The sequence below is a fragment of the Pseudomonas sp. LLC-1 genome (assembly GCF_002992185.1).
In the GTDB taxonomy this organism is placed as follows: Bacteria; Pseudomonadota; Gammaproteobacteria; order Pseudomonadales; family Pseudomonadaceae; genus Aquipseudomonas; species Aquipseudomonas monteilii.
In genome coordinates this window covers 13617-36335 of the sequence record NZ_LUVY01000003.1, presented here as the reverse complement: position 1 = coordinate 36335, position 22719 = coordinate 13617, and the positions used below count along the sequence as shown (strand labels likewise).

Here is a 22719-nt window from a genome sequence, read left to right as displayed (position 1 = left end):
TTTTAGTGGGAGTCACTAAATGAGCCAAATGTCAGACAATGAGTCGTTACTAAACAAGTTGTTAAAGTGGTTACTAAAGCCGTGGTCGAAGCTGTTGTTCAAGGAGCTACTAGAGGCTGTCACGGTGACTGACTTGCTTGACGACATCCCGGGTGGCGACATCAACCTGCTCCCCATCAGCGCTACCGAGAAGGATCTGGAGGTGATCGTACCCATGTGGCCGGTCAGTGATCCACGCCCTGGCAGGCCGGAACTGCTGAAATTGCTCTGGGATGAGGTAGAAGTGGATCAAGGGTCCTGGGAGGCCCCTGTGCAGCCTGGGGATCTGATCCTGAGTGTTCCCAAGGACAAGCTGACTGACGGCCCCCATGTGCTGCGTTACGAAGTAACCAATGCCAACCTTGACACGAGCCTTTCCAAGACGCTGGAGGTATTGATCGACTTGCAGGCGCCTGTATTGGGGGCAGGCCAGGGCCTTCTGACGGTCGTTGAAGACCCGGAAGAAATCGAACGTGACGGGCTTACGGAGCGCTACCTGAGGAACCACGATCAACGCCTGCGAACCCAGGTGCCTGGATATATCACGCCCAAAGCAGGTGACACGGTTATCTATTATTGGGATACCGAGCCCTTTGCGGAAATGGAGGCCGGTAAACATGAACTGACATTTGAAGACACTATCAGGCCGGTCTACATCGATTTCCCTGGCGCATTGGTGCTTGAACGAGGAGACGGAGACCGCTATGTGTACTATGCCATCAAGGATCGAGCCGGCAATATCAGTGTGTTCCCCAGGCCTTTTAAACTGAGTGTGTCGGCTGGCTTGCGAGCGCTGCCATTGTTGAGCATCGAGCAAACCACGGGGGATCAGGAAAACCTGCATTTGGCACTCAATGATCTGGCTCTACCCCTTCTCATAAAGGTACCGGCTGAAGCAGTTGTTTACCCCGATGAAACATTACGGGTGGAATGGGGCCAGCCCGGAGACCCAGGGTATTACTCGACCTCTACCGAATACCAGGGACGTTCGCGTCAATTCGAAATTCCTGAAGACAAGGTGGCTGCACAGGGCGCAACGACCATCCAGGTCAACTATGTCGTCTCGGGCGACAAGCGTCACGATTACCCTTCGCCGCCAGTAGGCCTTACTGTTGGTTCGTTGAGCCGGGGCCTACCGGTCGTTCAACTGGCTGGCGTGAGGAACGGGATATTCAAGTTGTCCGATGCGGATGAGCGTAACCGGGTGACATTGGGAACCTGGAAGTTCATGGCGGAAGGGCAATGGGTCGATATCTGGGTGACCGGGACCCTGAGCAATGGCCAAGAGGCGGAGCCGCACCAAGTTTTGAAAAACTATGCGATTGAGGCGGACGATGTTGAAAACGGCATCGGCGCACGTAACGATGTGGTGGTGCTGAAGTCGTACCTGTCAACACTGTTGCTTAATAACCCGTTCACGGTACATGTCAATGTAAGTTTCAATCAGGGGTACAGTTGGGTAAATTTCCCTGAAATGAGACCTCAGTTGCAGTCTTGACGTGGTTATCATGGGCCGGAAACAGGAGCTCTCATTTCGGCAGTGGTGCCCCCAAAGTCGTTGATGGTTGTGAAAGTCACGTGCATTTTGGGGGTTATTGCAAACGCTTCTACGGGGTAGGCCTGAGTGCCACCTGGGGCAACCATTTTATGGGCTTCAATGCGCTTGCGTGTGCTGCCGTTTTCCAGGTGCGCCTGCCTGAAGGTGTAATGATAGGGTGAGGGATTATGCACAACCAGTTGAGTTTTGCCGTCAAGTCGCTGTAAGGACCATTGCAGTTTTTTCAGGCCATCCTCAAGGGGTTCCTGCAGTTCGGCGGGGCGGTAAAGTAGTTTGATTCGGGTGCGCAGGGCAATGGTCAGTGTGTTTGACGGGTCACCATCGGTTTGCGGAATTTCCTGTACATTGAAGTAAAACAAGGATTCCTTGTCCTTGGGCAGATTATTCGGGATTTGATTGATCTGAACAGTCTGCTCACTGCCCGGCGCAAGGCGGAATAGCGCGGGGGTGGCAATGAGTGGAACGGCGGTAATATTGTCGTCAGCTTCGGTGTTGACCCAACTCTGTGCGGCAAAGGTTTGAGTGCTGGGATTGGCAACGATGATGGAACTGCTTTGCTTGTCACTTGCTTGAATGATGCGTGTAGTGCTGAGGGTAAGCGCGGCTTGGGCTGAGGCAATCATGCCGCTTGACAGGCCAGTGAGTAGAAGTAAACGGAAAATGAGTGAATTAGGCATTGAGGCAAGTCATGAATGAGTAAGAGAGCAAGCGCAGCAGGCTGCGCTTGTGCCATGGCGAGTTATCGAATATCGACCAGGAAGTTGACGCTGGTGGCAATGTGCCCTTCAGTTACCGACGCTGCAGTTGTGTGCAACTGGGCGGTAAAGTTCATATCGGTAACTTGTGTGTCGCTCAGTGCATATTCTACCGACTCTGCATCAGGGTCGAGCTGAGCGTTGCTCTTGTCAAAGATCGCCAAGGCCATACCGGAAGCATAACCGATGCCACTCTGCAGTTGATACAGTTTGCCGGATGGGTCAGCACCATAGTTGGCACTGTATGTGACTGCTGCAACGTCGCCAGCGGTGACGGGGCACTTCGCAGGGTCTACGCGAAGGGCAAACCTTTCGAGCCGGGTTTTTTGCCCGACTGCTGTGAAGTCTGAAGTTCTGAAGTCGCCCAAGTAGACTTTCGGCAGGCCAGGGCCGCCAGGCGTGACGACGTCGATCTGGCAAGTGCCGCCGGCACTTACAGTACCTTCGAAGTTGATGATACCCGTGTTGGCCATGGCTGAGCTGCAGCCAAGGCCGAAAGCCAGCAGTGCAAAAATACGTTTCATTGAGCGCTCCAGATTGAAGGTTAGTTGTTAGTTTTGTGCGCTTCAGCCGAGGCCATGGGGAGCGCCGGCTGATCGCGGAGAAGAGACTAACTGCGATGCGGAAACCAAATCTGTAGGTCAATTCGCTATAGAGTAGGGTGGAATGCGATTTTTGGGGGCTGCCACTCCCGTGATCAATCAGCCTGCCGCGAGGCGAGCAGTTGCTGTTTTTCCACGTTCCAGTCAAACGGCAGCCCGCGCTGCGTTGCTTCGTAGCGAAGCTCCTCCAGTTGCTGATACAGATCAAGCTCTGCGTCAGGCATGAAGTGCAGGCAGTCACCGCCAAAGAACCAGAGCAGATCACGAGGCACCAGATGAGCGATCTGGGGGTAACGCTGGATGACCTGGCACATCAGGTCTTGGCCAAGGTACTGGCTCTGTAACGGTTCTACGGGCAGCAGGGCAAGCAGTTCATCGAAGCGCTCCAAAAACAGCGCATGGCTTTCTTCAGGCAACTGCTCGGCGTTTTCAAGGGCTACGAGGATGCTGCGCACGTGCTCGAGCAGTTGCAGGTGATAGTTTTGGAAGGCGTTTGTCACGGATGTGTCCTTAGGCATGAGGCAATGCCGCCATTGTACCGCGTTGTGATCCATCGAGCAGTCGCGGGGGCTGACCTGACATTTTTGCCAGTATTCGAGGCGGGCAATGCCGGTCATGCTGGCATCGGGAATCTGATAGGGATTACAGAGGAGACGGGCAATGAGTACTGAATCGCAATCACCAATGTTTCTTGGGGCAATGGAAATTGGGACGAGCATGCTCAATACGCTTTGGCATGATCGTTACCCTGCATTGTCCGATGCCCCAGGGGAAATGATCAATCTGGACAGGCAAACCGGCCCCGGCACCAAGAAATTCAAACAGTTACAGATGGGGCTGCCTAAGTTGGCATACAGAAGCTCTGGCGCTACCTTGTTCCTTGACCTGGAGCAGCGGGCGCTGAGAGAAACGGAAGTCGCGCTCACTACAGACCCGGGCGCGAGCGCCCCCTGGATGAGCTATGTTCGGACAATGGAACGCCCCGGTCACTGGATGTTGACAATCAGCATCGCTTTTACAACTTACAATGAGCGCTTTAAAATCGTCTACTCGACACTGGCAGATAGAGCGGTGAGTCTGGTGTGGAACGGTGCAGTGGACTATACCTACAGCGGAAACGATAGCGAACAGCGGCTATTGGCTGAGCACTATAATGAGCAAAAAAAGGTAGTGCTTTATCACTTGCTTGCAGCTCCGGAAAACCCCTGGCTGCAAGATGTGGCATTAGTGCCCGCTGCTGCAATCTTGGAGGGTATCAATTATGGCCTTGTGTCGCCCTCAACCGCAGAGTTGGTGAGGGGCAGTGACATGTTGTCCACTGCCCTTGGATGGGGCTCCTTTCAGGGTTTTAGTGCTACCAGCCTTGCTACGGCCTTTCCGGAAATCCTGATTCCGCAGCGCCCCCTTGACAGCGAGTGGATGGCGTCCTTGATGGTGCCGGAAGGAACGGCCCTGGTAGACCCATCCCATGATGAAGCGGCATCAATACTCTTTAACTTTGGATACAAGCGTAAGCGCAGTGCAGCCATGGAAGATGCTGATATAGGCGTTGCAGGTGATCCGGTATCAGTAAGCCCGTTGATGTGCGTAGTCGGCGCGGGGTTTGAAAAAGAGCTGATGGAAATATCCGATTTGAAAAACGCCACGATAGTATTTGTTGGCGACCAGCATGGAGCGCTGGAGAAAAGCGATAGCGCTTGCTATTATGTGCCGCCGCCTTCTCAGGCGCCATCTGTAATATACGAAGATGTTCGGAAGACGTTGGAGAAGCCAGCGCAGGTGGAGACGGTCAGGGAACGAGCAGTGTTCGATGTCATCAAAGTAACGGTGAATGGTAATTCTGCCCTTTCTACATTTGTCACGTTATACGCCAGGCAAACGCACTATATTAAATACTCTGTTGTTAACGGTAGTTTGACCCTCCAGTTGTGGTACTACGATGTGGACGAAGGCAAGGATATGCCCGTGCCTGCTGGTGAAACGGAGTGGTCTACCCTCCATGGCGGCGGTTCGGTTTCCAACGCCGGGGTTTTCACCCCGGGAAACTCGGCCCCTTCGACCGTAAGCGTCATTGCAGGGCGCGATATGGACAGTAGCCGATTGTTGTACTGGGCGGTCACGGTTATTCCTGTCCCTCTATATTCAGCGACCCAAGCCGTTAAATTCTTCAATGACTGAAGCAGGCGTGCGAGCGCTGGCGCCAAGCGAGCACAGGGCCCGATTGGCGCCAAGTCAATTGATGTTTAGCGGATTCTGCCCTGTGTCAGCCTCAGCATTTCTTTGTCGAATGCATCCACATCGATCACCGTCCGTCGTGCCTGTTCCGCCGCGTGCAACCGGTGCCCCTCGTCAGCTTGCAGTGCCCCGCTCGCGACGGCGGCATCGATGGTTGACTGCCCGGGAGCAGGATAAGCGTTGCCCTCCTTAATCGCCTGATGCAGCACTTTGTGCAGTGGCGCAGCTTCGTCCAGAAGATCGCAGGCCCGCTGCAGTGCTGCCACCGGGTCGCCCTCGGCTTGTGGTCTAAAGCATCCGGCAAGCAATTCCTCCAGCGCCGGGTCGCCCTTGCTGCGGCCGATCAGTGCTGCCACCTCGGCATCCAGTTCATCGCTCGGCCCGGTATGGCGACGGCCAAAGGGGAACACCAGCACGCGCAGTGCGCAACCGACGAAACGGTTGGGGAAGTTGTCGAGCAGCCGGTCCAACGCCTTTTCCGCCTGGCCCAGGCTTTCTTCCAGGGCCCAGCGCAGCAGTGGCTGCATGTGCTCGGGTGAGCCCAGGTCGTGGTAGCGCTTGAGCGCGGCACTGGACAGGTACAGGTAGCTCAATACATCGCCCAGCCTCGCACTCAGGCGTTCGCGGCGCTTGAGTGCGCCGCCCAGCAGCATCATCGACAGGTCGGCGAGCAGGGCGAAGGCGGCGGCCTGACGATTGAGGGCACGGAAGTAACCCTGGCTCAAGGCATCCCCGGGTACTGGCTCGAAGCGCCCAAGGCCCAGGTTGAACACCAGCGTGCTGGCGGCGTTACCGGCCGCGAACATGATGTGTTTCATCAGCAGGTCGTCGAATTGTTTCAGTGCCTGCTCCCGGTCATCACGGCCAGCCAAAGCCATTTCTTTCAGCACGAACGGATGGCAGCGGATGGCGCCTTGGCCGAAGATCATCAAGTTGCGCGAGAGAATGTTCGCGCCCTCGACCGTGATGAAGATCGGCGCCCCTTGCCAGTTGCGACCCAGGTAGTTGTTGGGCCCCATGATGATGCCCTTGCCGCCGTGCACGTCCATGGCGTGCTGGATACATTCGCGCCCACGTTCAGTGAGGTGGTACTTGAGAATCGCCGACAACACCGAAGGCTTTTCGCCCAAGTCCACAGCTTTGGCCGTCAGCAGGCGGGCGCTATCCATTAGCCAGGCATTGCCGCCGATGCGTGCCAGTGATTCCTGTATACCTTCGAAGGCTGCCAGCGGCACGTTGAATTGCTCGCGGATGTTGGCGTACTGGCCGGTGACCAGGCTGGTGTACTTGGCCGCACCGGTACCCACAGCGGGCAGTGAGATGGAACGGCCAACAGACAGGCAGTTCATCAGCATCATCCAGCCCTTGCCGAGCATGGCCTGGCCGCCGATCAGGAAGCTCAGCGGCACGAAAACGTCCTTGCCGCTATTAGGGCCGTTCATGAAGGCGGCGCCCAGCGGCAGGTGGCGTTTGCCGATATCCACGCCGGGGGTTTCGGTTGGGATCAGTGCGAGGCTGATGCCCAGTTCTTCTTCCTCGCCCAGCAGGTGATCCGGGTCGTAGGCCTTGAACGCCAGGCCCAGCAGGGTAGCGACCGGCCCTAGCGTGATGTAGCGTTTTTCCCAGTTCAGGCGAAGGCCGATGACCTCTTCGCCGTTCCACTGGCCTTTGCAGATGACCCCGGTGTCGGGCATTGCACCTGCGTCGGAGCCGGCCAACGGGCCGGTGAGCGCGAAGCAGGGAATGTCATCGCCACGGGCCAGGCGCGGCAGGTAGTGGTTACGTTGTTCGTCGGTGCCGTAGTGCAACAACAATTCGGCCGGGCCGAGCGAGTTGGGCACCATTACCGTGGAGGCCAGGTCGCCGCTGCGCGTGGCCAGTTTCATCGCCACCTGGGAGTGGGCATGGGCAGAGAACCCTTTGCCGCCGTATTCCTTGGGGATGATCAGGGCAAAGAAGCCGTGGGATTTGATGTGCTGCCAGGCCTCGGGCGGCAGGTCCAGGTCCTGGCCGATCTGCCAGTCGCTGACCATGGCGCACAGTGCTTCTGTCGGGCCGTCAATGAAGGCTTGCTCTTCTTCAGTCAGCTTCGGTGCCGGGTAGGCCAGCAAAGTACGCCAGTCGGGGCGGCCGCTGAACAGTTCGCCGTCCCACCAGACCGTACCGGCGTCGATTGCCTCGCGCTCGGTTTGCGACATGGGCGGCAGGGTACGCTGGAACCAGCGGAATATCGGGCCGGTGAACACCTTGCGGCGCCAGTCCGGCAGTGCCACCAGGGCGATTTTCAATGCCAGCACCACCCAGATCAGGGCCAATAGCCAGCCGGGCGCACTGCTGAAAATGCCCATCAGCAGCACATAGGCCGCCATGATGCCCAGTATTTGCAAAGGCGCGAGGCGCCGGTGCGTGAGATATGCCGCGCCGATTACCAGCACCACCAACCACAACAGCAACATAATCGGTCCTCCTTGGAACCAGGGGGCTTTAGCCGTCCCAGACAGCTTAGACGCAACGCTGTGAACGGCAGGTTCAGAACAGTGACAGGGTGTGGCGGTGGGAGTTTCAGTTCTTTGTTTGCCTGTACCGGCCTCTTCGCGGGCACGCCCGCACAGGAGTAGTGAGTGTTTGATGACTGTGGTGATCCTGTGGGAGCGGGCGTGCCCGCGAAGAGGCCGGTACAGGCGGCGAAACTCTGGAGTAGACTGCACCACCTCCGCATTCATTAAGGACATTGCCATGCTGAAGATCTGGGGCCGCAAGAATTCGAGCAATGTGCGCAAGGCGCTGTGGATCGCCCACGAGCTGGGTCTGGACTTCGAATCCATCGACGCCGGCGGCGCCTTCGGCGTGGTCAACGAGCCGCACTACCGCGCCCGCAACCCCAACGGCCTGGTGCCGATGCTGGAGGACGGCGACCTGACCCTGTGGGAGTCCAACACCATCGTCCGCTACCTGTGCGCCGAATACGGCGCCGAGCAGGGCTGGTACCTGGAAGACCCACGTCAACGCGCCCTGGCCGACAAGTGGATGGACTGGACCACCTCATCCTTCGCTGCACCGTTCCGCCCGTTGTTCTGGGGCCTGCTGCGCACCCCGGAAGACCAGCGCGACTGGGTGGCGATCAACGCCGCGCACAAACAATGCGCCCAGTTGCTGGCCATCGCCGACGAAACCCTGGCCCAACAGCCTTACCTGTCCGGTGACCAGATCGGCATGGGCGACATCCCACTGGGCAGCTTCATCTATGCCTGGTTCGAAATGCCCATCGAGCGCCCGGCCATGTACCACCTGGAAGCCTGGTATGAGCGCCTGAAACAGCGCCCGGCCTATCAGGCCGCGGTGATGACCGCGCTCACCTGACCCTGCTTCGATAGTCATTATCAATAGATGTGACTGTACTTGTGCGGCCTGGCCTTGCACCATGGCCGCACTCACTGCGCCAGTGACTTTACCTGGCGTGTCCTGCACCTTTTTTTCGGTAAGTGACCCGCTATGAGTTCCGCCCTGTCCATCCGACAGCTCACCAAGACCTACGGCAACGGCTTTCAGGCCCTCAAAGGCATCGACCTTGATGTTGCCGAAGGCGACTTCTTCGCCTTGCTCGGCCCTAACGGCGCCGGCAAATCGACCACCATCGGCATCCTGTCCACTTTGGTGAACAAAACCAGCGGCACGGTCAATGTGTTCGGCCATGACCTGGACCGCGAGCCTTCGGCGCTCAAGCGCTGCCTGGGCGTGGTGCCGCAGGAGTTCAACTTCAACCAGTTCGAGAAAACCTTCGACATCGTCGTGACCCAGGCCGGCTACTACGGCATCCCACCCAAGGTGGCCAAGGAGCGCGCCGAACAGTACCTGACCCAGCTGGGCCTGTGGGACAAGCGTGATGTGCAGTCGCGTTCGCTGTCGGGTGGCATGAAGCGCCGCTTGATGATCGCACGCGCGCTGATCCACGAGCCGCGCCTGCTGATTCTCGACGAACCCACCGCAGGTGTGGACATCGAACTGCGCCGCTCGATGTGGAGTTTCCTCACCGAGCTTAACCAGAAAGGCATCACCATCATCCTCACCACCCACTACCTGGAAGAGGCTGAGCAGCTGTGCCGTAACATCGGCATCATCGACCACGGCACCATCGTCGAGAACACCAGCATGCGCCAGTTGCTGGGCAAGCTGCATGTCGAAACCTTCGTGCTCGACCTCAAGCAGGACCTGGCCAGCGCGCCGGTGCTGCAAGGCTACCCGTGCCGGCTGCTGACCCCGCACACCCTTGAGGTGCAAGTGGAAAAGGACATTGGCATCACCGCACTGTTCGGCCAGCTGGCGCTGCAGAACATCGAGGTGCAAAGCCTGCGCAACAAAACCAACCGGCTTGAGGAGCTGTTCGTGTCCCTGGTGGAAAAAAACCTGTCGAAGGTGGCCGTATGAGTGTGGAACTGCGCACCAACTGGGTCGCCCTGAACACCATCGTCTACCGCGAAGTGCGGCGGTTCTTGCGCATCTGGCCGCAAACCTTGCTGCCGCCAGCCATCACCATGGTGCTGTACTTCGTCATCTTCGGTAACCTGATCGGCCGGCAGATCGGCGACATGGGCGGCTTTACCTACATGCAGTACATCGTGCCGGGGCTGATCATGATGTCGGTGATCACCAACTCCTACGGCAACGTGGTGTCGAGCTTCTTCGGCAGCAAGTTCCAGCGCTCGATCGAAGAACTGATGGTGTCGCCGGTATCGCCGCACACCATTCTCGTGGGTTATGTGCTGGGTGGCGTGCTGCGCGGGCTGGCGGTGGGGGTGATCGTGACCCTCCTGTCGATGTTCTTCACCGACCTGCAGGTGCATCACCTGGGCGTGACCGTGGCTGTGGTGCTGCTGACGGCCACCATCTTCTCGCTGCTGGGCTTCGTCAATGCGGTGTTTGCGCGCAACTTCGACGATATTTCGATCATCCCCACCTTCGTGCTGACGCCGCTGACCTACCTGGGCGGGGTGTTCTACTCGATCAACCTGCTGCCGCCGTTCTGGCAGACCGTGTCGCTGGCCAACCCGGTGCTGCACATGGTCAACTCGTTCCGCTACGGCATTCTAGGGGTGTCGGATATCAGCATTGGCACGGCGATCACCTTCATGCTGGTCGCCACCGCAGTGCTCTATGGGGTGTGCGTTCGCTTGCTGGTCAGCGGCCGCGGCATGCGGGCCTGAGGCCTTGCACCGGCATTGGCGACGGCGCCACTGCCGGCCCACCCACCAGCGCCAGTACAGCATGGTGGCGAAGTAGCCGGCGATGCCCAGCACCACGCCGCACACCACCGAACCGAGCAGGAAAGGTTGCCACAGCGTCGACAGCTGGTCGGTGATCCATTGGAAGGTCAGCTCGTCGGGCAGGGTGCGCGGCGGCACCTGCATCAGCCAGGCGCCGGTCATGTAGGTGACGAAGAACACCGGCGGCATGGTCAGCGGGTTGGTCAGCCACACCAGGCTGACGGCAATCGGCAGGTTACCGCGCACCGGAATGGCCAGCGCGGCGGCCAGCAGCATTTGCGCCGGCATCGGGATCAACGCCGCAAACAGGCCCACACCCATGGCCCGTGCCACTGAATGACGGTTCAGGTGCCAGAGGTTCGGGTCGTGCAGCAGCTTGCCGAAAAAGCGTAAGGACTTGTGTTCCCGAATGCTGGTCGGGTCCGGCATGTAGCGTTTGAAAAGTCGGCGCGGCATGTAGGCTCCCGGAGCGTTGATCCGGGCAGTATGCCTTGATTCGGATTCAGCCTCGTTTAGAGTTTGTGACAATTGTTGAGCAAGGGTTGCCGGCAATTGGGCTATGCCTCAGAGGGTGATTTGCCTTCTGGAGCTCTACCTCATGCGCACAGGGATGTTTGCGCTCGCGCTCGGGCTGTTGTGCCTGGGCTTTCTCCCCGCATTGCCATCGGTCGGATGGTTGATCGCGCTGGCTGCCTGCGCTGTCGCCAGCCTGTTCACCCGCGTGTGGCCGTTGGGCTGCTTTCTGCTGGGCCTGTGCTGGGCTTGCGGGTCTGTCCAGCAGGCCCTTGATGATCGCCTGGCTGCCGGCCTGGATGGCCGCACCTTGTGGCTGGAAGGGCGGGTGGTCGGCTTGCCGGCCCGAACGGCACAAGGCGTGCGCTTCGAGCTGGACGCGGCACGCTCGCGGCGGGCCGAGCTGCCGCAGCGCCTGCAACTGAGCTGGTTCGGCGGGCCGCCTCTGCGGGCGGGCGAGCAGTGGCGGCTGGCCGTGACCTTGCAGCGTCCGGCTGGGCTGTCGAACCCGCATGGGCCAGACCGCGAGGCGCAGTTGCTGGCGCGGCGGGTGGGTGCCACGGGCACGGTCAAGGCGGGGCAGCTGCTGGCGCCAGTAACCGGTGGTTGGCGCGATGCGCTGCGTCAGCGCTTGCTCGCAGTCGAGGCCAATGGCCGAACGGCGGCGTTGGTGGCGCTGGTGTTGGGTGACGGGGCGGGCCTGGCCCGGGAAGACTGGCAGACGTTGCAGGCCACCGGCACGGTGCACCTGCTGGTGATTTCTGGCCAGCATATCGGCCTGGTCGCCGGTTTGCTGTATGGCCTGGTTGCCGGGCTGGCGCGCTGGGGGTTGTGGCCTGCACGGCTGCCCTGGTTGCCCTGGGCGTGTGGCCTGGCCATGACCGCAGCACTGGCCTACGGTTGGCTGGCCGGTGCGGGCGTGCCGGTGCAGCGCGCCTGCCTGATGTTGGCCGTGGTGTTGCTCTGGCGTCTGCGTTTTCGCCACCTCGGTGCACTGTTGCCGCTGTTGCTGGCGCTGGTCGTGGTGTTGCTGGTCGAACCGCTGGCGGCGCTGTTGCCGGGGTTCTGGCTGTCGTTTACCGCAGTCGCCACGCTTATCTATTGCTTCAGTGCCCGGCTAGGGGGCTGGCGGCCCTGGCAAGCCTGGACACGGGCGCAATGGGTCATCGCCATCGGTTTGCTGCCAGTGTTGTTGGCGACTGGCCTGCCGGTGAGCTTGAGTGCGCCGTTGGCCAATCTGGTAGCGGTGCCGTGGATCAGCCTGGCGGTGTTGCCGATGGCGCTGCTGGGCACGGTGCTGCTGCCATTGCCCGGGGTAGGGGAGGCGTTGTTATGGCTGGCGGGCGGGCTGCTGGACCTGTTGTTCCGAGGGTTGGCGTTGGTGGCGCAACAGCGCCCGGCCTGGATGCCGGCGGCATTGCCAGTGTGGGCCTGGTTACTGGTTTGCCTGGGGGCGCTGTTGGTGCTGCTGCCTCGGGGCGTGCCGTTGCGTGGGTTGGGGGGCGTGATGCTGTTGGCCCTGTGGGTGCCGAGGGAGGCGGTGCCGCTTGGGCAGGTCGAAGTCTGGCAACTGGACGTCGGCCAAGGGCTGGCAGTGCTGTTGCGCACCCGCCATCACAACCTGCTTTACGATGCCGGGCCGGCCAAGGGTGACAGTGACCTGGGCGAGCGGGTGGTGCTGCCGACCCTGCGCAAGCTGGGGGTGGCGGGCCTTGACGTGATGCTGGTCAGCCACGCCCATGCTGATCATGCGGGCGGCGCTGCCGCCATCCAGCGAGGTCTGCCGGTGCGGCGGATAATCGGTGGGGAAGCGCTGAACGATGTTCCGTTGCAACCTTGTGTCAGCGGCGAGCGATGGGACTGGGATGGCGTGCGATTTTCGCTATGGCGTTGGGCCGACGGACAGAGCAGCAATGACCGCTCGTGCGTGCTGATGGTCGAGGCGCAGGGCGAGCGCTTGCTGCTGGCGGGGGATATGGAGGCCGGTGCCGAACAGGCCTGGCTGGCGGCCGCCGAGACGCCGAGGGTCGACTGGTTGCAGTCGCCACACCATGGCAGCCGCAGCTCGTCCAGCGAGGCCTTCATCCGTGCCACGGCGCCGCGCGGGGTGCTGATTTCGCGGGGGCGCAACAATAGCTTCGGGCACCCGCATGTGCAGGTGGTCGAGCGCTATCGACGGTATGGGATGGCGATACATGATACGGCGGTGGAGGGGGCGTTGCGGTTGGTGTTGGGCAGAAACGGGACGGTTGAAGGTGTGCGGGGGCAGCGGCGATTCTGGCGTGAGCGTAGCGATGGCTAAACCGGCCCCTTCTCAGGTGCCAGGCCAATTCCCTGACCTCCGGCAGATGAGCCCTCGGCGCGCCTATGGTAGAGTGGCGGCCTTTTTCCGAAGGGGCGTTTACTGTGTGGGAATTGGTCAAGTCTGGTGGTTGGATGATGCTGCCGATCATTCTGAGTTCCATCGCTGCCATGGCTATCGTCGTCGAGCGCCTGTGGACCCTGCGCGCCAGTCGCGTCACCCCGCCGCACCTGCTGGGCCAGGTGTGGATGTGGATCAAGGACAAGCAACTGACCAGTGACAAGCTCAAGGCCCTGCGCGCCGATTCGCCGCTGGGCGAAATCCTCGCCGCTGGCCTGGCCAACTCGCGCCATGGCCGCGAAATCATGAAAGAGTGCATCGAGGAAGCCGCCTCGCGCGTCATCCACGAGCTGGAGCGCTACATCAGCACCCTCGGCACCATTGCCGCCATGGCCCCGCTGCTGGGCCTGCTGGGCACCGTGCTGGGCATGATCGACATCTTCAGTGCCTTCATGGGCTCGCAGATGACCGCCAACGCCGCCGTACTGGCCGGGGGGATCTCCAAGGCCCTGGTGACCACCGCTGCAGGCCTGATGGTCGGTATCCCGGCCGTGTTCTTCCACCGTTTCCTGCTGCGCCGCATCGATGAACTGGTGGTCGGCATGGAGCAGGAAGCGATCAAGCTGGTGGAAGTGATCCAGGGCGACCGTGAAGTGGAAGTGGCCGGAGGCAAGGCGTGAAGTTCCGGCGCAATCGCCAGCGGGAGAACGTCGACATCAACCTGGCGTCGCTGATCGACGTGGTGTTCGTCCTGCTGCTGTTCTTCGTGGTTACCACCACCTTTACCCGCGAGACTCAGCTGCGTGTCGAGCTGCCCGAAGCCGCCAGCGCCGAGCAGGCGCCGGCCGACCAGGGCAAGCTGGTGGAAATCACCATCAGCGCCGAGGGCGTGTATTCGGTGAACAATCACCTGCTGCCCAAGAGCGACCTGGCCACCTTGAGCGAAGCCATCGAGCGTGAATCGGGCGGCGACAACAAGCTGCCGCTGGCCATCAGCGCCGACGGCAAGACGCCGCATCAGGCTGTGGTCACTGCAATGGATGCTGCCGGCAAGCTCGGTTTCAGCCAGTTGCGCATGACCACAGTCGAGGCGGCTCAGGGCACGCCTTGATGGCTTTCGCCGACCGTTTGCTTGCTGCCTGGTACGCCGGGCATCCGGCCTTGGCGTTGCTGCGCCCGTTGGAGGCGCTGTACCGCCGTGTGGTCACGCGCAAGCGGACGCGCTTTCTCAGTGGCGAAAGTGCCAGCTACCGGGCGCCGGTGCCGGTCATCGTGGTGGGCAACATCACCGTCGGTGGCACCGGCAAGACGCCGATGATTCTCTGGCTGATCGAACACTGCCGCCAACAGGGGCTGAAAGTGGGTGTGGTCAGCCGTGGCTATGGCGCCAAGCCGCCGCAGTTGCCTTGGCGTGTGCAGGCCGATCAAGCTGCCGGGCAGGCCGGTGATGAGCCGCTGCTGATCGTGCAGCGCACGGGCGTGCCGCTGATGATCGACCCGGACCGCTCCCGTGCCGTGCAGGCGCTGTTGGCCAGTGAACCACTCGACCTGATCCTGTGTGACGATGGTATGCAGCACTACCGCCTGGCCCGTGACCTGGAGCTGGTGCTGATCGATGCCGCCCGTGGCCTGGGCAATGGCCGCTGCCTGCCCGCCGGCCCGCTGCGTGAGCCGGCCGAGCGCCTGCAGGCTGCGGACGCGGTGCTGTTCAATGGTGCCAGCACAGACCGCGCCGAGGGTTTTGGCTTTTGCCTGCAACCGTCCGCGCTGGTCAACCTGCGCAGTGGCGAACGCCGGGCGCTTGATCACTTCCCCGCCGGCCAGCGTCTGCACGCGGTAGCCGGTATCGGTAACCCGCAACGTTTCTTCAATACCCTGCTGGGGCTAAACTGGCAGCCGGTGCCGCACCCCTTTGCCGACCATGCGCAGTTCAGCGCCCAGAGCCTGGCGTTCAGCCCGCCGCTGCCGTTGGTCATGACCGAGAAGGATGCGGTGAAATGCCGGGCCTTCGCCGCTGACGACTGGTGGTACCTGGCCGTCGAGGCGCAGCCCACCCCGGCGTTCAGCGCCTGGTTCGACAGCCAGCTGCAGCGCCTGCTGCGCAAGCCCTGAGCCCATTTTCAATTTCCGGCCGACTGGCCTAAAGGAAGCCTCCAATGGACACCAAACTGCTCGATATCCTGGCCTGCCCGATCACCAAGGGCCCGCTCAAGCTCAGCGCCGACAAGACCGAGCTGATCAGCAAGGGCGCCGGCCTGGCCTACCCGATCCGCGACGGCATCCCGGTCATGCTGGAAAGCGAGGCGCGCACCCTGACCGACGACGAGCGTCTGGACAAATGAGCCTGGACTTCACGGTAGTGATTCCCGCCCGGTTGCGCTCCACGCGCCTGCCGGGCAAGCCGCTGCTGGCGATTGCCGGCAAGCCGATGGTGCAGCATGTGTGGGAGCAGGCGCGTAAAAGCGCTGCCAGTCGCGTGGTCATCGCCACCGACGACGCCAGCATCCTCGAAGCGTGCCAAGGCTTTGGTGCCGAAGTGCTGATGACCCGCGCCGACCACGAGTCGGGCACCGACCGCCTGGCCGAAGTGGCCGCACAGCTGGGCCTGCCGGCTGACGCCATCGTGGTCAACGTGCAGGGCGACGAGCCGCTGATTCCGCCGGTCATCATCAACCAGGTGGCCGCCAACCTGGCGGCGCATCCAGAGGCTGGCATCGCCACCCTGGCCGAGCCGATCCATGAGCCGGAAACCGTGTTCAACCCCAACGCGGTCAAGGTGGTCAGTGACAAGAACGGCCTGGCCCTGACCTTCAGCCGTGCACCGCTGCCCTGGGCTCGCGATGCCTTTGCCAAGGACCGCAATGTGCTGCCGGAGGGTGTGCCGTATCGCCGCCACATCGGCATGTACGCCTACCGCGTTGGCTTCCTGCAGGACTTCGTCGGCTGGGGGCCATGCTGGCTCGAACAGACCGAAGCGCTGGAGCAGCTGCGTGCCCTGTGGCATGGCGTGCGCATTCACGTCGAGGACGCCATCGAGGCGCCCGCCGTGGGTGTGGATACCCCTGAAGACCTGGAGCGCGTACGGCGCTTGCTGGAGGCCTGATGCGCGTTCTGTTCGTGTGCCTGGGCAACATCTGCCGTTCGCCCACTGCCGAAGGCGTGCTGCGCCACCAATTGCAGGCCGCCGGGCTGGCCGACAAGGTGCAGGTGGCGTCTGCCGGCACGGGTGACTGGCATGTGGGCAAGGCGCCTGACAGCCGTACCTGCAAGGCGGCGCTGGCGCGTGGTTACGACCTTTCGCAGCAGCGTGCCCAGCAGGTCAAGGCGGCGCACTTCGCCGAATATGACCTGGTCCTGGCGATGGACGAGAGCAACCTGCGCGACCTGCGCGCCCTGCGCCCACACAACGCAGTGGGCGAGCTTGACTTGTTCCTGCGCCGCTATGGTGCTGCGCTGGATGAAGTGCCAGACCCGTATTACGGCGGCGCAGACGGCTTCGAACAGGTGCTGGACCTGGTCGAGGCGGCGTGCCAGGCGCTGGTGTTGGAAATCAAGGGGCGGCTATGACAGTGCAGTGGCAGGAGCAGGTATCGCTCAAGCCGTACAACACCTTCGGCATCGACGTGAAGGCTCGCTACTTCAGCCAGGCGCAGGATGACCAGCAGGTACGTCAGGCGCTGGGCCAGGCGCATCAGCAGGGCCTGCCGGTGCTGGTGATCGGCGGCGGCAGCAACCTGCTGCTGACCCGTGACATCGATGCGCTGGTGCTGCACATGGCCAGCCGTGGCCGTCGTGTGCTCAGCGACGATGGTGAACGTATCGTGGTCGAGGCCGAGGCGGGTGAGCCATGGCACCCGTTCGTGCAGTGGACGCTGGCGCAGGGCTATTGTGGGCTTGAAAACCTCAGCCTGATCCCTGGCACTGTGGGCGCCGCGCCGATGCAGAACGTGGGCGCCTATGGGGTAGAGATCAAGGACGTGTTTGCCGGCCTGACGGCGCTGGACCGCGAGACAGGTGAGCTGCGTGAGTTTGGTTTGGCGGACTGTGATTTCGGTTATCGCGACAGCGTGTTCAAGCGCAACCCTGGTCGCTGGTTGATCTTGCGTGTGCGCTTTGCCTTGAGCCATACCCTGCAGGCCCATCTCGATTACGGCCCGGTGCGCCAGCGGCTGACGGAGCAGGGCGCGACCGAGCCGACTGCCCAGGCAATCAGTGATGCCATTTGCAGCATTCGCCGCGAGAAGCTGCCAGACCCTGCGGAGTTGGGTAATGCCGGGAGCTTCTTCAAGAACCCGGTGGTGTCGGCCGCGCAGGTCGAGCGTATTCGTGCGCATTGCCCTGGCGTGGTGGCTTATCCTCAGGCCGAAGGCCAGGTGAAGCTGGCGGCGGGCTGGTTGATCGAGCAGGCGGGCTGGAAGGGGCATCGCGAGGGGGATGCCGGTGTTCATCGCTTGCAGTCGCTGGTGCTGGTCAACTACGGCCAGGCGAGCGGGGCGCAGATGCATGCGCTGGCGCAACGCATTCAGGCTGACATCCTGGAGCGGTTCGGGGTTGAGCTGGAGATGGAGCCTAACCTCTACTGATCGAGGGGCTGCGGAGCAGCCCCGACGTGCATGTTAGCGGGCAAAACCGCTTCTAGAGCAACCCCTTCAGTTGTTTGGTCCACTCGAAGTCTGTGGCTTGCAATGTGTCATCACCCTCAAGCACACCGTCACGGTCCACGGCGTAGGAGAAGATGCCGCCCTTGCGCCCCTGGCTTGGGTTCCAGGCGGCATAGGCGTGAGCAGTACTGCTTTCAAAAGGGACCTTCACATCGCCCCAGCGAAAGCCGCGTTCTTCATAGAATGAGAAGCCAACCAGAAACTTCGACGGCGCAAGAAAGTCATTGAACATTCGGTCAAAATGCTGTTGTAAGCTGCCTGGATTCTGGCCATAGGCCTGGAAAAGTACGTAATCCAGCTGAGGTTCCAGTGAGCGAAGCAGGCTGGCGTCGCCCCGCTCAGTGGTGTCGTAGATGAACAACCGGTCTGGGCCTAGCAGTTGTTTCAGTTCTCGGGAAATGGCTTCGGCCTGATTGCGTTGAGTTTCTGTCAGTGTGCGTTCGATATCGATATCGAGGCCGTCCAGGCCATTCGTCGATGAAAAGAAGCGCTGGAAGATGGCATCGGCTGTTGCACCAAGTTCGATCAGTTCGTCAATGGCGACTGTGCGAACGACTTTGATGTTTTTCTGGTGCAAGGCCGGAATGATGTCCGACTCAAGCGTCTTCCAGTAAGTGGCTGGTTCGTTGCCGTCAGGAAAGACGAAAGCGATATCCACCTCGGCCGGTAGATCACGCATGGATACCTTGTTTTCCGGGGCGCCAGTCGCAATGTCGCGCCAGGAGCGGAAATAGCACGCCATGATGCTTTGTTGGTTTTTCATAAGGTTTCTCGGCGAGCAAATGAGTTCGAGTGAGTCCCGACGGTATCACCGGGCTAACGCAGCCACTACTGGCAAATCTGCTAGGTCTGTCAGGTTGGGCACTGTAGAGGCGTATCGAACAAAGCGACCATTTCCGCTTGACCAAGAAAAAGCCCCGCCAGTTCGCACTGGCGGGGCTTTTTCATTCAGCCTTGGCTATCAACCGTGATGAGGCTTGTGCTCATCGGCGGCTTCCAGGGCTGGCTCCTCGGAGGCAGCAGCAGCTTCCTGTGCAGCTTTGGCGGCAGCCTCGGCCTCACGCTTGCGGCGGCGCACTTCACGCGGGTCGTTCGGCGCACGGCCGTTGGCCAGCATGACAGTAGCAGGCTCTACCGCTACCGGGGCTTCGACCGGTGCCGGCTCGACCACAGGTGCAGGCTCGGCCACAACTTCTGGCTGGGCTTCAACAACCGCTGCAGGCTGCTCGACAACCGGAGCGGCTTCGACCACGGCCGGGGCCTGTTCGATTTCACCGGCTTCGACCACCGGGGCCTCCACTGGCGCCTCGGCAACCACGACCGGCTCGGCGGCAGGGGCTTCCTCAACGGCTGGCTGCGGGGCGACTTCGACCACTGGCGCGGCAGTGACTTCGGCCACGACCACCGGCTCGCTGACAGGCTGCTCGACCACTGGGGCCACGGCAACTTCCTCGGCCTTGGCGACCGCTTCGGCCTGCTCCACTTTTTCAGCCTGTTCAACCGGCTGGGCGGCTTCGCTGTTGTCGGTCTCTGCAGCGACGGCAACTTCAGCGGTAGCACGCTCGGCCTGCTGATTGGCCTGGGCCTCGGCGTCGGCGCTGATGTTGCTGCTGGCGACGGCGGCAGTTACCGCCAGGCCAGCGGCCAGTTCGGCACCCAGCTCGGTGGCCTGGTGCTGTTGTGGCTGCTCTTCGCTGCCTTCTTCTTCGCCGTCGATCAGCTCGCCATTGGCGTTGCGCTGACGCTCGCGACGGTTGCTGCGACGACGCTGGCCACGGGAGCGGCGGCGCGGGCGCTCGCCATCGGTGCCTTCCTGCTCGTCTTGCAGCAGTTCTTCGTTTGGCAGTTGCTCTTCGGCCAGTTCGGCAGCCTGTTCAGCTGCTTCTTCGGCTGCCCGTGGTTGACGCTCTTCGCGTGGTGGGCGTGGAGCACGCTCTTCGCGTGGGGCGCGTTCTTCACGCGGTGCGCGTTCTTCGCGTGGGGCACGCTCTTCACGCGGAGCACGTTCTTCGCGTGGCGCGCGCTCTTCACGCGGCTCACGCGGCGCACGTTCTTCACGTGGTGCGCGTTCTTCACGCGGTGCACGCTCTTCACGGGCTACACGTTCTTCGCGTGGCTGACGCTCTTCGCGTTCGGCTGGCGGAGTGGCATCCAGCGGCTCGCGCAGTTCGCGCACGCGCTCTTCGCCACGGTTGCTGCGGCGGTCTTCGCGCGGCTGGCGTGGTGCGCGTTCTTCACGCGGTGCACGCTCTTCGCGTGGGGCGCGTTCTTCACGTGGCGCACGCTCTTCGCGCGGAGCGCGTTCCTCGCGTGGCTGGCGTTCTTCGCGTGGCGCGCGCTCGGCACGCTCTTCACGCGGCTTGCGCTCTTCGTCGCGGCGGCCGTTGCGGTTGCGGCTTTGCTGGCGGCCGTTGCGGCGCTCTTCGTTGCGCGGGCTGCGTTCGGCAGCCGGTTTTTCGGCGGCGGTGGTAACGACTGGTGCGGCAGCAGGCTCGTCCTTGCCGGCGAACAGGCTGACCAGCGACTTCACCAGGCCCTTGAACAGGCTTGGCTCCGGAGCGCTCGGGGCAGGGGCGACCGGTGCGGCAGGCTGCTGCTCTTCAGCGGCGGCGGGTACTGGCGCATTGGCGCGGGCCGGAGCGGTCTTCACCGCGGCTTCCTGGCGTACCAGGGTGCGGGTGGCGGTCGGCTGCGGCGCTTCTTCGGCCTCGGCGGCGGCGATTTCGTAGCTGGACTGGTTGTTCAGCACTTCCGGGTTGTCGTCGCGCAGACGCTGGACTTCGAAGTGCGGGGTTTCCAGGTGGTCGTTCGGCAGGATGATGATGCGTGCACGGGTGCGCAGTTCGATCTTGGTGATCGAGTTGCGCTTCTCGTTGAGCAGGAACGCGGCTACCGGGATCGGGACCTGGGCACGGACTTCGGCGGTGCGGTCCTTCAGGGCTTCTTCTTCGATCAGGCGCAGGATGGCCAGCGACAGCGACTCGACGTCACGGATGATGCCGGTGCCGGAGCAGCGCGGGCAGACGATGCCGCTGCTTTCGCCCAGCGACGGGCGCAGGCGCTGACGGGACATTTCCAGCAGGCCGAAGCGCGAAATGCGGCCAACCTGCACGCGGGCGCGGTCGGCTTCCAGGCATTCACGAACGCGCTCTTCCACGGCGCGCTGGTTCTTCGCCGGGGTCATGTCGATGAAGTCGATGACGATCAGGCCGCCGATGTCACGCAGGCGCAGCTGGCGGGCGATTTCTTCGGCCGCTTCCAGGTTGGTCTGCAGGGCGGTTTCTTCGATGTCGCTGCCTTTGGTGGCGCGCGCCGAGTTGATGTCGATGGACACCAGGGCTTCGGTCGGGTCGATCACGATCGAACCACCGGACGGCAGGTCGACCACGCGCTGGAAGGCGGTTTCGATCTGGCTTTCGATCTGGAAGCGGTTGAACAGCGGCACGCTGTCTTCGTACAGCTTCACTTTGCTGGCGTACTGCGGCATCACCTGGCGGATGAAGGTCAGGGCTTCTTCCTGGGCGTCGATGCTGTCGATCAGCACTTCACCGATGTCCTGGCGCAGGTAGTCGCGGATGGCGCGGATGATGACGTTGCTTTCCTGGTAGATCAGGAACGGCGCGGCGCGGTCCAGGGACGCTTCCTTGATGGCGGTCCACAGTTGCAGCAGGTAGTCGAGGTCCCACTGCATCTCTTCGCTGCTGCGGCCAAGGCCGGCAGTGCGCACGATCAGGCCCATGTCGCCCGGCACGGTCAGGCCGTTCAGGGCTTCGCGCAGTTCGTTGCGCTCTTCGCCTTCGATGCGGCGGGAGATGCCACCGGCGCGCGGGTTGTTGGGCATCAGTACCAGGTAGCGGCCGGCCAGGCTGATGAAGGTGGTGAGGGCGGCGCCTTTGTTGCCGCGCTCTTCCTTCTCGACCTGGACGATGACTTCCTGGCCTTCGCTGAGCACTTCCTTGATGTTGACGCGGCCTTCGGGGGCCTTCTTGAAGTATTCGCGGGAGATTTCTTTCAGCGGCAGGAAGCCGTGACGTTCGGAGCCGAAGTCGACGAAGGCGGCTTCGAGGCTGGGTTCGATGCGGGTGATCTTGCCTTTGTAGATGTTGGCCTTTTTCTGCTCGCGCGCACCGGACTCGATGTCCAGGTCGTAGAGACGTTGGCCGTCCACCAGGGCTACACGCAACTCTTCGGGTTGAGTCGCGTTAATCAGCATTCTTTTCATGTTGTACCGTCGGTTTCCGGGCTGCCGGAAACGGCGTTCGGCACACACGACGTCTCATGGTCGGTGCCAAGGTGCGCAAAGGGTGGCCGGGCCACCCCCGTGTCGAGCGACGTTCGGCACCAGCCGGTTGCCCAGCCTGCCGTTGTCGCGACGACGCGTCCTGTTTGCTGCGGTGCCAACAAGGCCCCGGTGGCTTCGAATAGGAATCCGAATCAACCAAGCGGGCCTTGTGCACTCAGTCAGGAGGAGGAATCAACCGTCAGCCGTGGACGCCCGGGGGCATCTGTTCAGGACCTTATCCGCTCGCCAGCCGTCAGTGGGCTGGTGGCCGGACGCGGTGCTACACGGTCCGAGGGCTGTGCATCTCCACCCTGCACGTATCCCTGATAATTCGGGTGCTGCCGCGCGCTGAATCCGCAACGGGTTGCATTTTTCGCCACTGCAGGTACTGCACTGGCGCCATTCATGTCCAAGGCAGGTATTTCCGAAGCATTCGCCGTGCGTTGCGTGG

19 protein-coding genes and 1 pseudogene are annotated in these 22719 nt (G+C 61.8%); 13 read left to right on the top strand and 7 right to left on the bottom strand.

Features of this window, described 5'->3' with window-relative positions; translation table 11 throughout:
- The first annotated feature begins 19 nt into the window (after positions 1-19).
- Positions 20-1537: a hypothetical protein gene (locus A0O30_RS01740; RefSeq protein WP_105945373.1), complete on the top strand. Its 1518-nt coding sequence runs from the start codon at positions 20-22 to the stop codon at positions 1535-1537.
- An 8-nt stretch (positions 1538-1545) separates the two neighbouring features.
- Here A0O30_RS01740 and A0O30_RS01735 read toward each other — a convergent pair whose 3' ends face one another.
- The 3 genes from A0O30_RS01735 to A0O30_RS01725 all read right to left on the bottom strand — a co-directional run bounded on the left by A0O30_RS01735 (position 1546) and on the right by A0O30_RS01725 (position 3472).
- A complete protein-coding gene (locus tag A0O30_RS01735; RefSeq protein ID WP_105945372.1) occupies positions 1546-2274 on the bottom strand; it encodes a molecular chaperone in 729 nt (242 codons plus the stop codon).
- Between the two features lie 62 nt (positions 2275-2336).
- Positions 2337-2876 carry a fimbrial protein gene (locus tag A0O30_RS01730; RefSeq protein ID WP_158261449.1) on the bottom strand — a complete coding sequence of 180 codons (540 nt, stop codon included), beginning with the start codon at positions 2874-2876 and terminating at the stop codon, positions 2337-2339.
- Between the two features lie 173 nt (positions 2877-3049).
- A complete protein-coding gene (locus A0O30_RS01725) occupies positions 3050-3472 on the bottom strand; it encodes a PA2817 family protein (protein ID WP_105945371.1) in 423 nt (140 codons plus the stop codon).
- 142 nt (positions 3473-3614) lie between these two features.
- Between A0O30_RS01725 and A0O30_RS01720 the strand changes: the two genes are divergently transcribed.
- Positions 3615-5132 carry a hypothetical protein gene (locus tag A0O30_RS01720; protein ID WP_146256287.1) on the top strand — a complete coding sequence of 506 codons (1518 nt, stop codon included), beginning with the start codon at positions 3615-3617 and terminating at the stop codon, positions 5130-5132.
- A 65-nt stretch (positions 5133-5197) separates the two neighbouring features.
- On the opposite strand, the gene A0O30_RS01715 is transcribed toward A0O30_RS01720, so the two are convergent.
- On the bottom strand, positions 5198-7645 hold the full coding sequence (locus tag A0O30_RS01715) for an acyl-CoA dehydrogenase (protein WP_105945369.1): 2448 nt from the start codon (positions 7643-7645) through the stop codon (positions 5198-5200).
- A 280-nt stretch (positions 7646-7925) separates the two neighbouring features.
- Between A0O30_RS01715 and A0O30_RS01710 the strand changes: the two genes are divergently transcribed.
- The 3 genes from A0O30_RS01710 (at position 7926) to A0O30_RS01700 (ending at position 10390) form a co-directional block, all read left to right on the top strand.
- Positions 7926-8549: a glutathione S-transferase gene (locus A0O30_RS01710; RefSeq protein WP_105945368.1), complete on the top strand. Its 624-nt coding sequence runs from the start codon at positions 7926-7928 to the stop codon at positions 8547-8549.
- Between the two features lie 132 nt (positions 8550-8681).
- Positions 8682-9614 (top strand): ABC transporter ATP-binding protein, encoded by a 933-nt coding sequence (locus A0O30_RS01705; protein WP_016715124.1) that lies wholly within the window; start codon positions 8682-8684, stop codon positions 9612-9614.
- Positions 9611-10390 (top strand): ABC transporter permease, encoded by a 780-nt coding sequence (locus tag A0O30_RS01700; RefSeq protein WP_105945367.1) that lies wholly within the window; start codon positions 9611-9613, stop codon positions 10388-10390. Before A0O30_RS01705 ends, A0O30_RS01700 begins: the two co-directional genes overlap by 4 nt.
- Positions 10391-10399: 9 nt before the next feature.
- On the opposite strand, the pseudogene A0O30_RS01695 reads toward A0O30_RS01700, so the two are convergent.
- Positions 10400-10906: pseudogene (locus tag A0O30_RS01695) on the bottom strand (DUF2062 domain-containing protein); the annotation flags it as partial.
- Positions 10907-11048: 142 nt separating this feature from the next.
- Here A0O30_RS01695 and A0O30_RS01690 point away from each other — a divergent pair.
- From A0O30_RS01690 to murB, 8 genes are all read left to right on the top strand, one after another.
- Complete coding sequence (locus A0O30_RS01690) at positions 11049-13265, top strand: DNA internalization-related competence protein ComEC/Rec2 (RefSeq protein WP_105945366.1); 2217 nt, start codon at positions 11049-11051, stop codon at positions 13263-13265.
- Between the two features lie 104 nt (positions 13266-13369).
- Positions 13370-14005, top strand: a complete 636-nt coding sequence (locus A0O30_RS01685; RefSeq protein WP_016391244.1) for a MotA/TolQ/ExbB proton channel family protein — start codon at positions 13370-13372, stop codon at positions 14003-14005.
- Positions 14002-14436 (top strand): biopolymer transporter ExbD, encoded by a 435-nt coding sequence (locus A0O30_RS01680; protein WP_012271149.1) that lies wholly within the window; start codon positions 14002-14004, stop codon positions 14434-14436. The genes A0O30_RS01685 and A0O30_RS01680 overlap by 4 nt, the downstream gene beginning before the upstream one ends.
- Positions 14436-15437, top strand: coding sequence for a tetraacyldisaccharide 4'-kinase (gene lpxK, locus A0O30_RS01675; RefSeq protein ID WP_105945365.1), 1002 nt, complete (start codon positions 14436-14438; stop codon positions 15435-15437). Before A0O30_RS01680 ends, lpxK begins: the two co-directional genes overlap by 1 nt.
- A 44-nt stretch (positions 15438-15481) precedes the next feature.
- Positions 15482-15667, top strand: coding sequence for a Trm112 family protein (locus tag A0O30_RS01670; RefSeq protein WP_003247142.1), 186 nt, complete (start codon positions 15482-15484; stop codon positions 15665-15667).
- Positions 15664-16428, top strand: coding sequence for a 3-deoxy-manno-octulosonate cytidylyltransferase (kdsB, locus tag A0O30_RS01665; protein ID WP_105945364.1), 765 nt, complete (start codon positions 15664-15666; stop codon positions 16426-16428). The genes A0O30_RS01670 and kdsB overlap by 4 nt, the downstream gene beginning before the upstream one ends.
- A complete protein-coding gene (locus A0O30_RS01660; protein WP_105945363.1) occupies positions 16428-16892 on the top strand; it encodes a low molecular weight protein-tyrosine-phosphatase in 465 nt (154 codons plus the stop codon). The genes kdsB and A0O30_RS01660 overlap by 1 nt, the downstream gene beginning before the upstream one ends.
- Positions 16889-17908, top strand: a complete 1020-nt coding sequence (gene murB / locus A0O30_RS01655) for a UDP-N-acetylmuramate dehydrogenase (protein WP_105945362.1) — start codon at positions 16889-16891, stop codon at positions 17906-17908. Before A0O30_RS01660 ends, murB begins: the two co-directional genes overlap by 4 nt.
- A gap of 52 nt (positions 17909-17960) precedes the next feature.
- On the opposite strand, the gene A0O30_RS01650 is transcribed toward murB, so the two are convergent.
- Positions 17961-18749, bottom strand: a complete 789-nt coding sequence (locus tag A0O30_RS01650) for a hypothetical protein (protein ID WP_105945361.1) — start codon at positions 18747-18749, stop codon at positions 17961-17963.
- Positions 18750-18947: 198 nt separating this feature from the next.
- On the bottom strand, positions 18948-22208 hold the full coding sequence (rne, locus tag A0O30_RS01645) for a ribonuclease E (RefSeq protein ID WP_105945360.1): 3261 nt from the start codon (positions 22206-22208) through the stop codon (positions 18948-18950).
- Positions 22209-22719 lie beyond the last annotated feature (511 nt).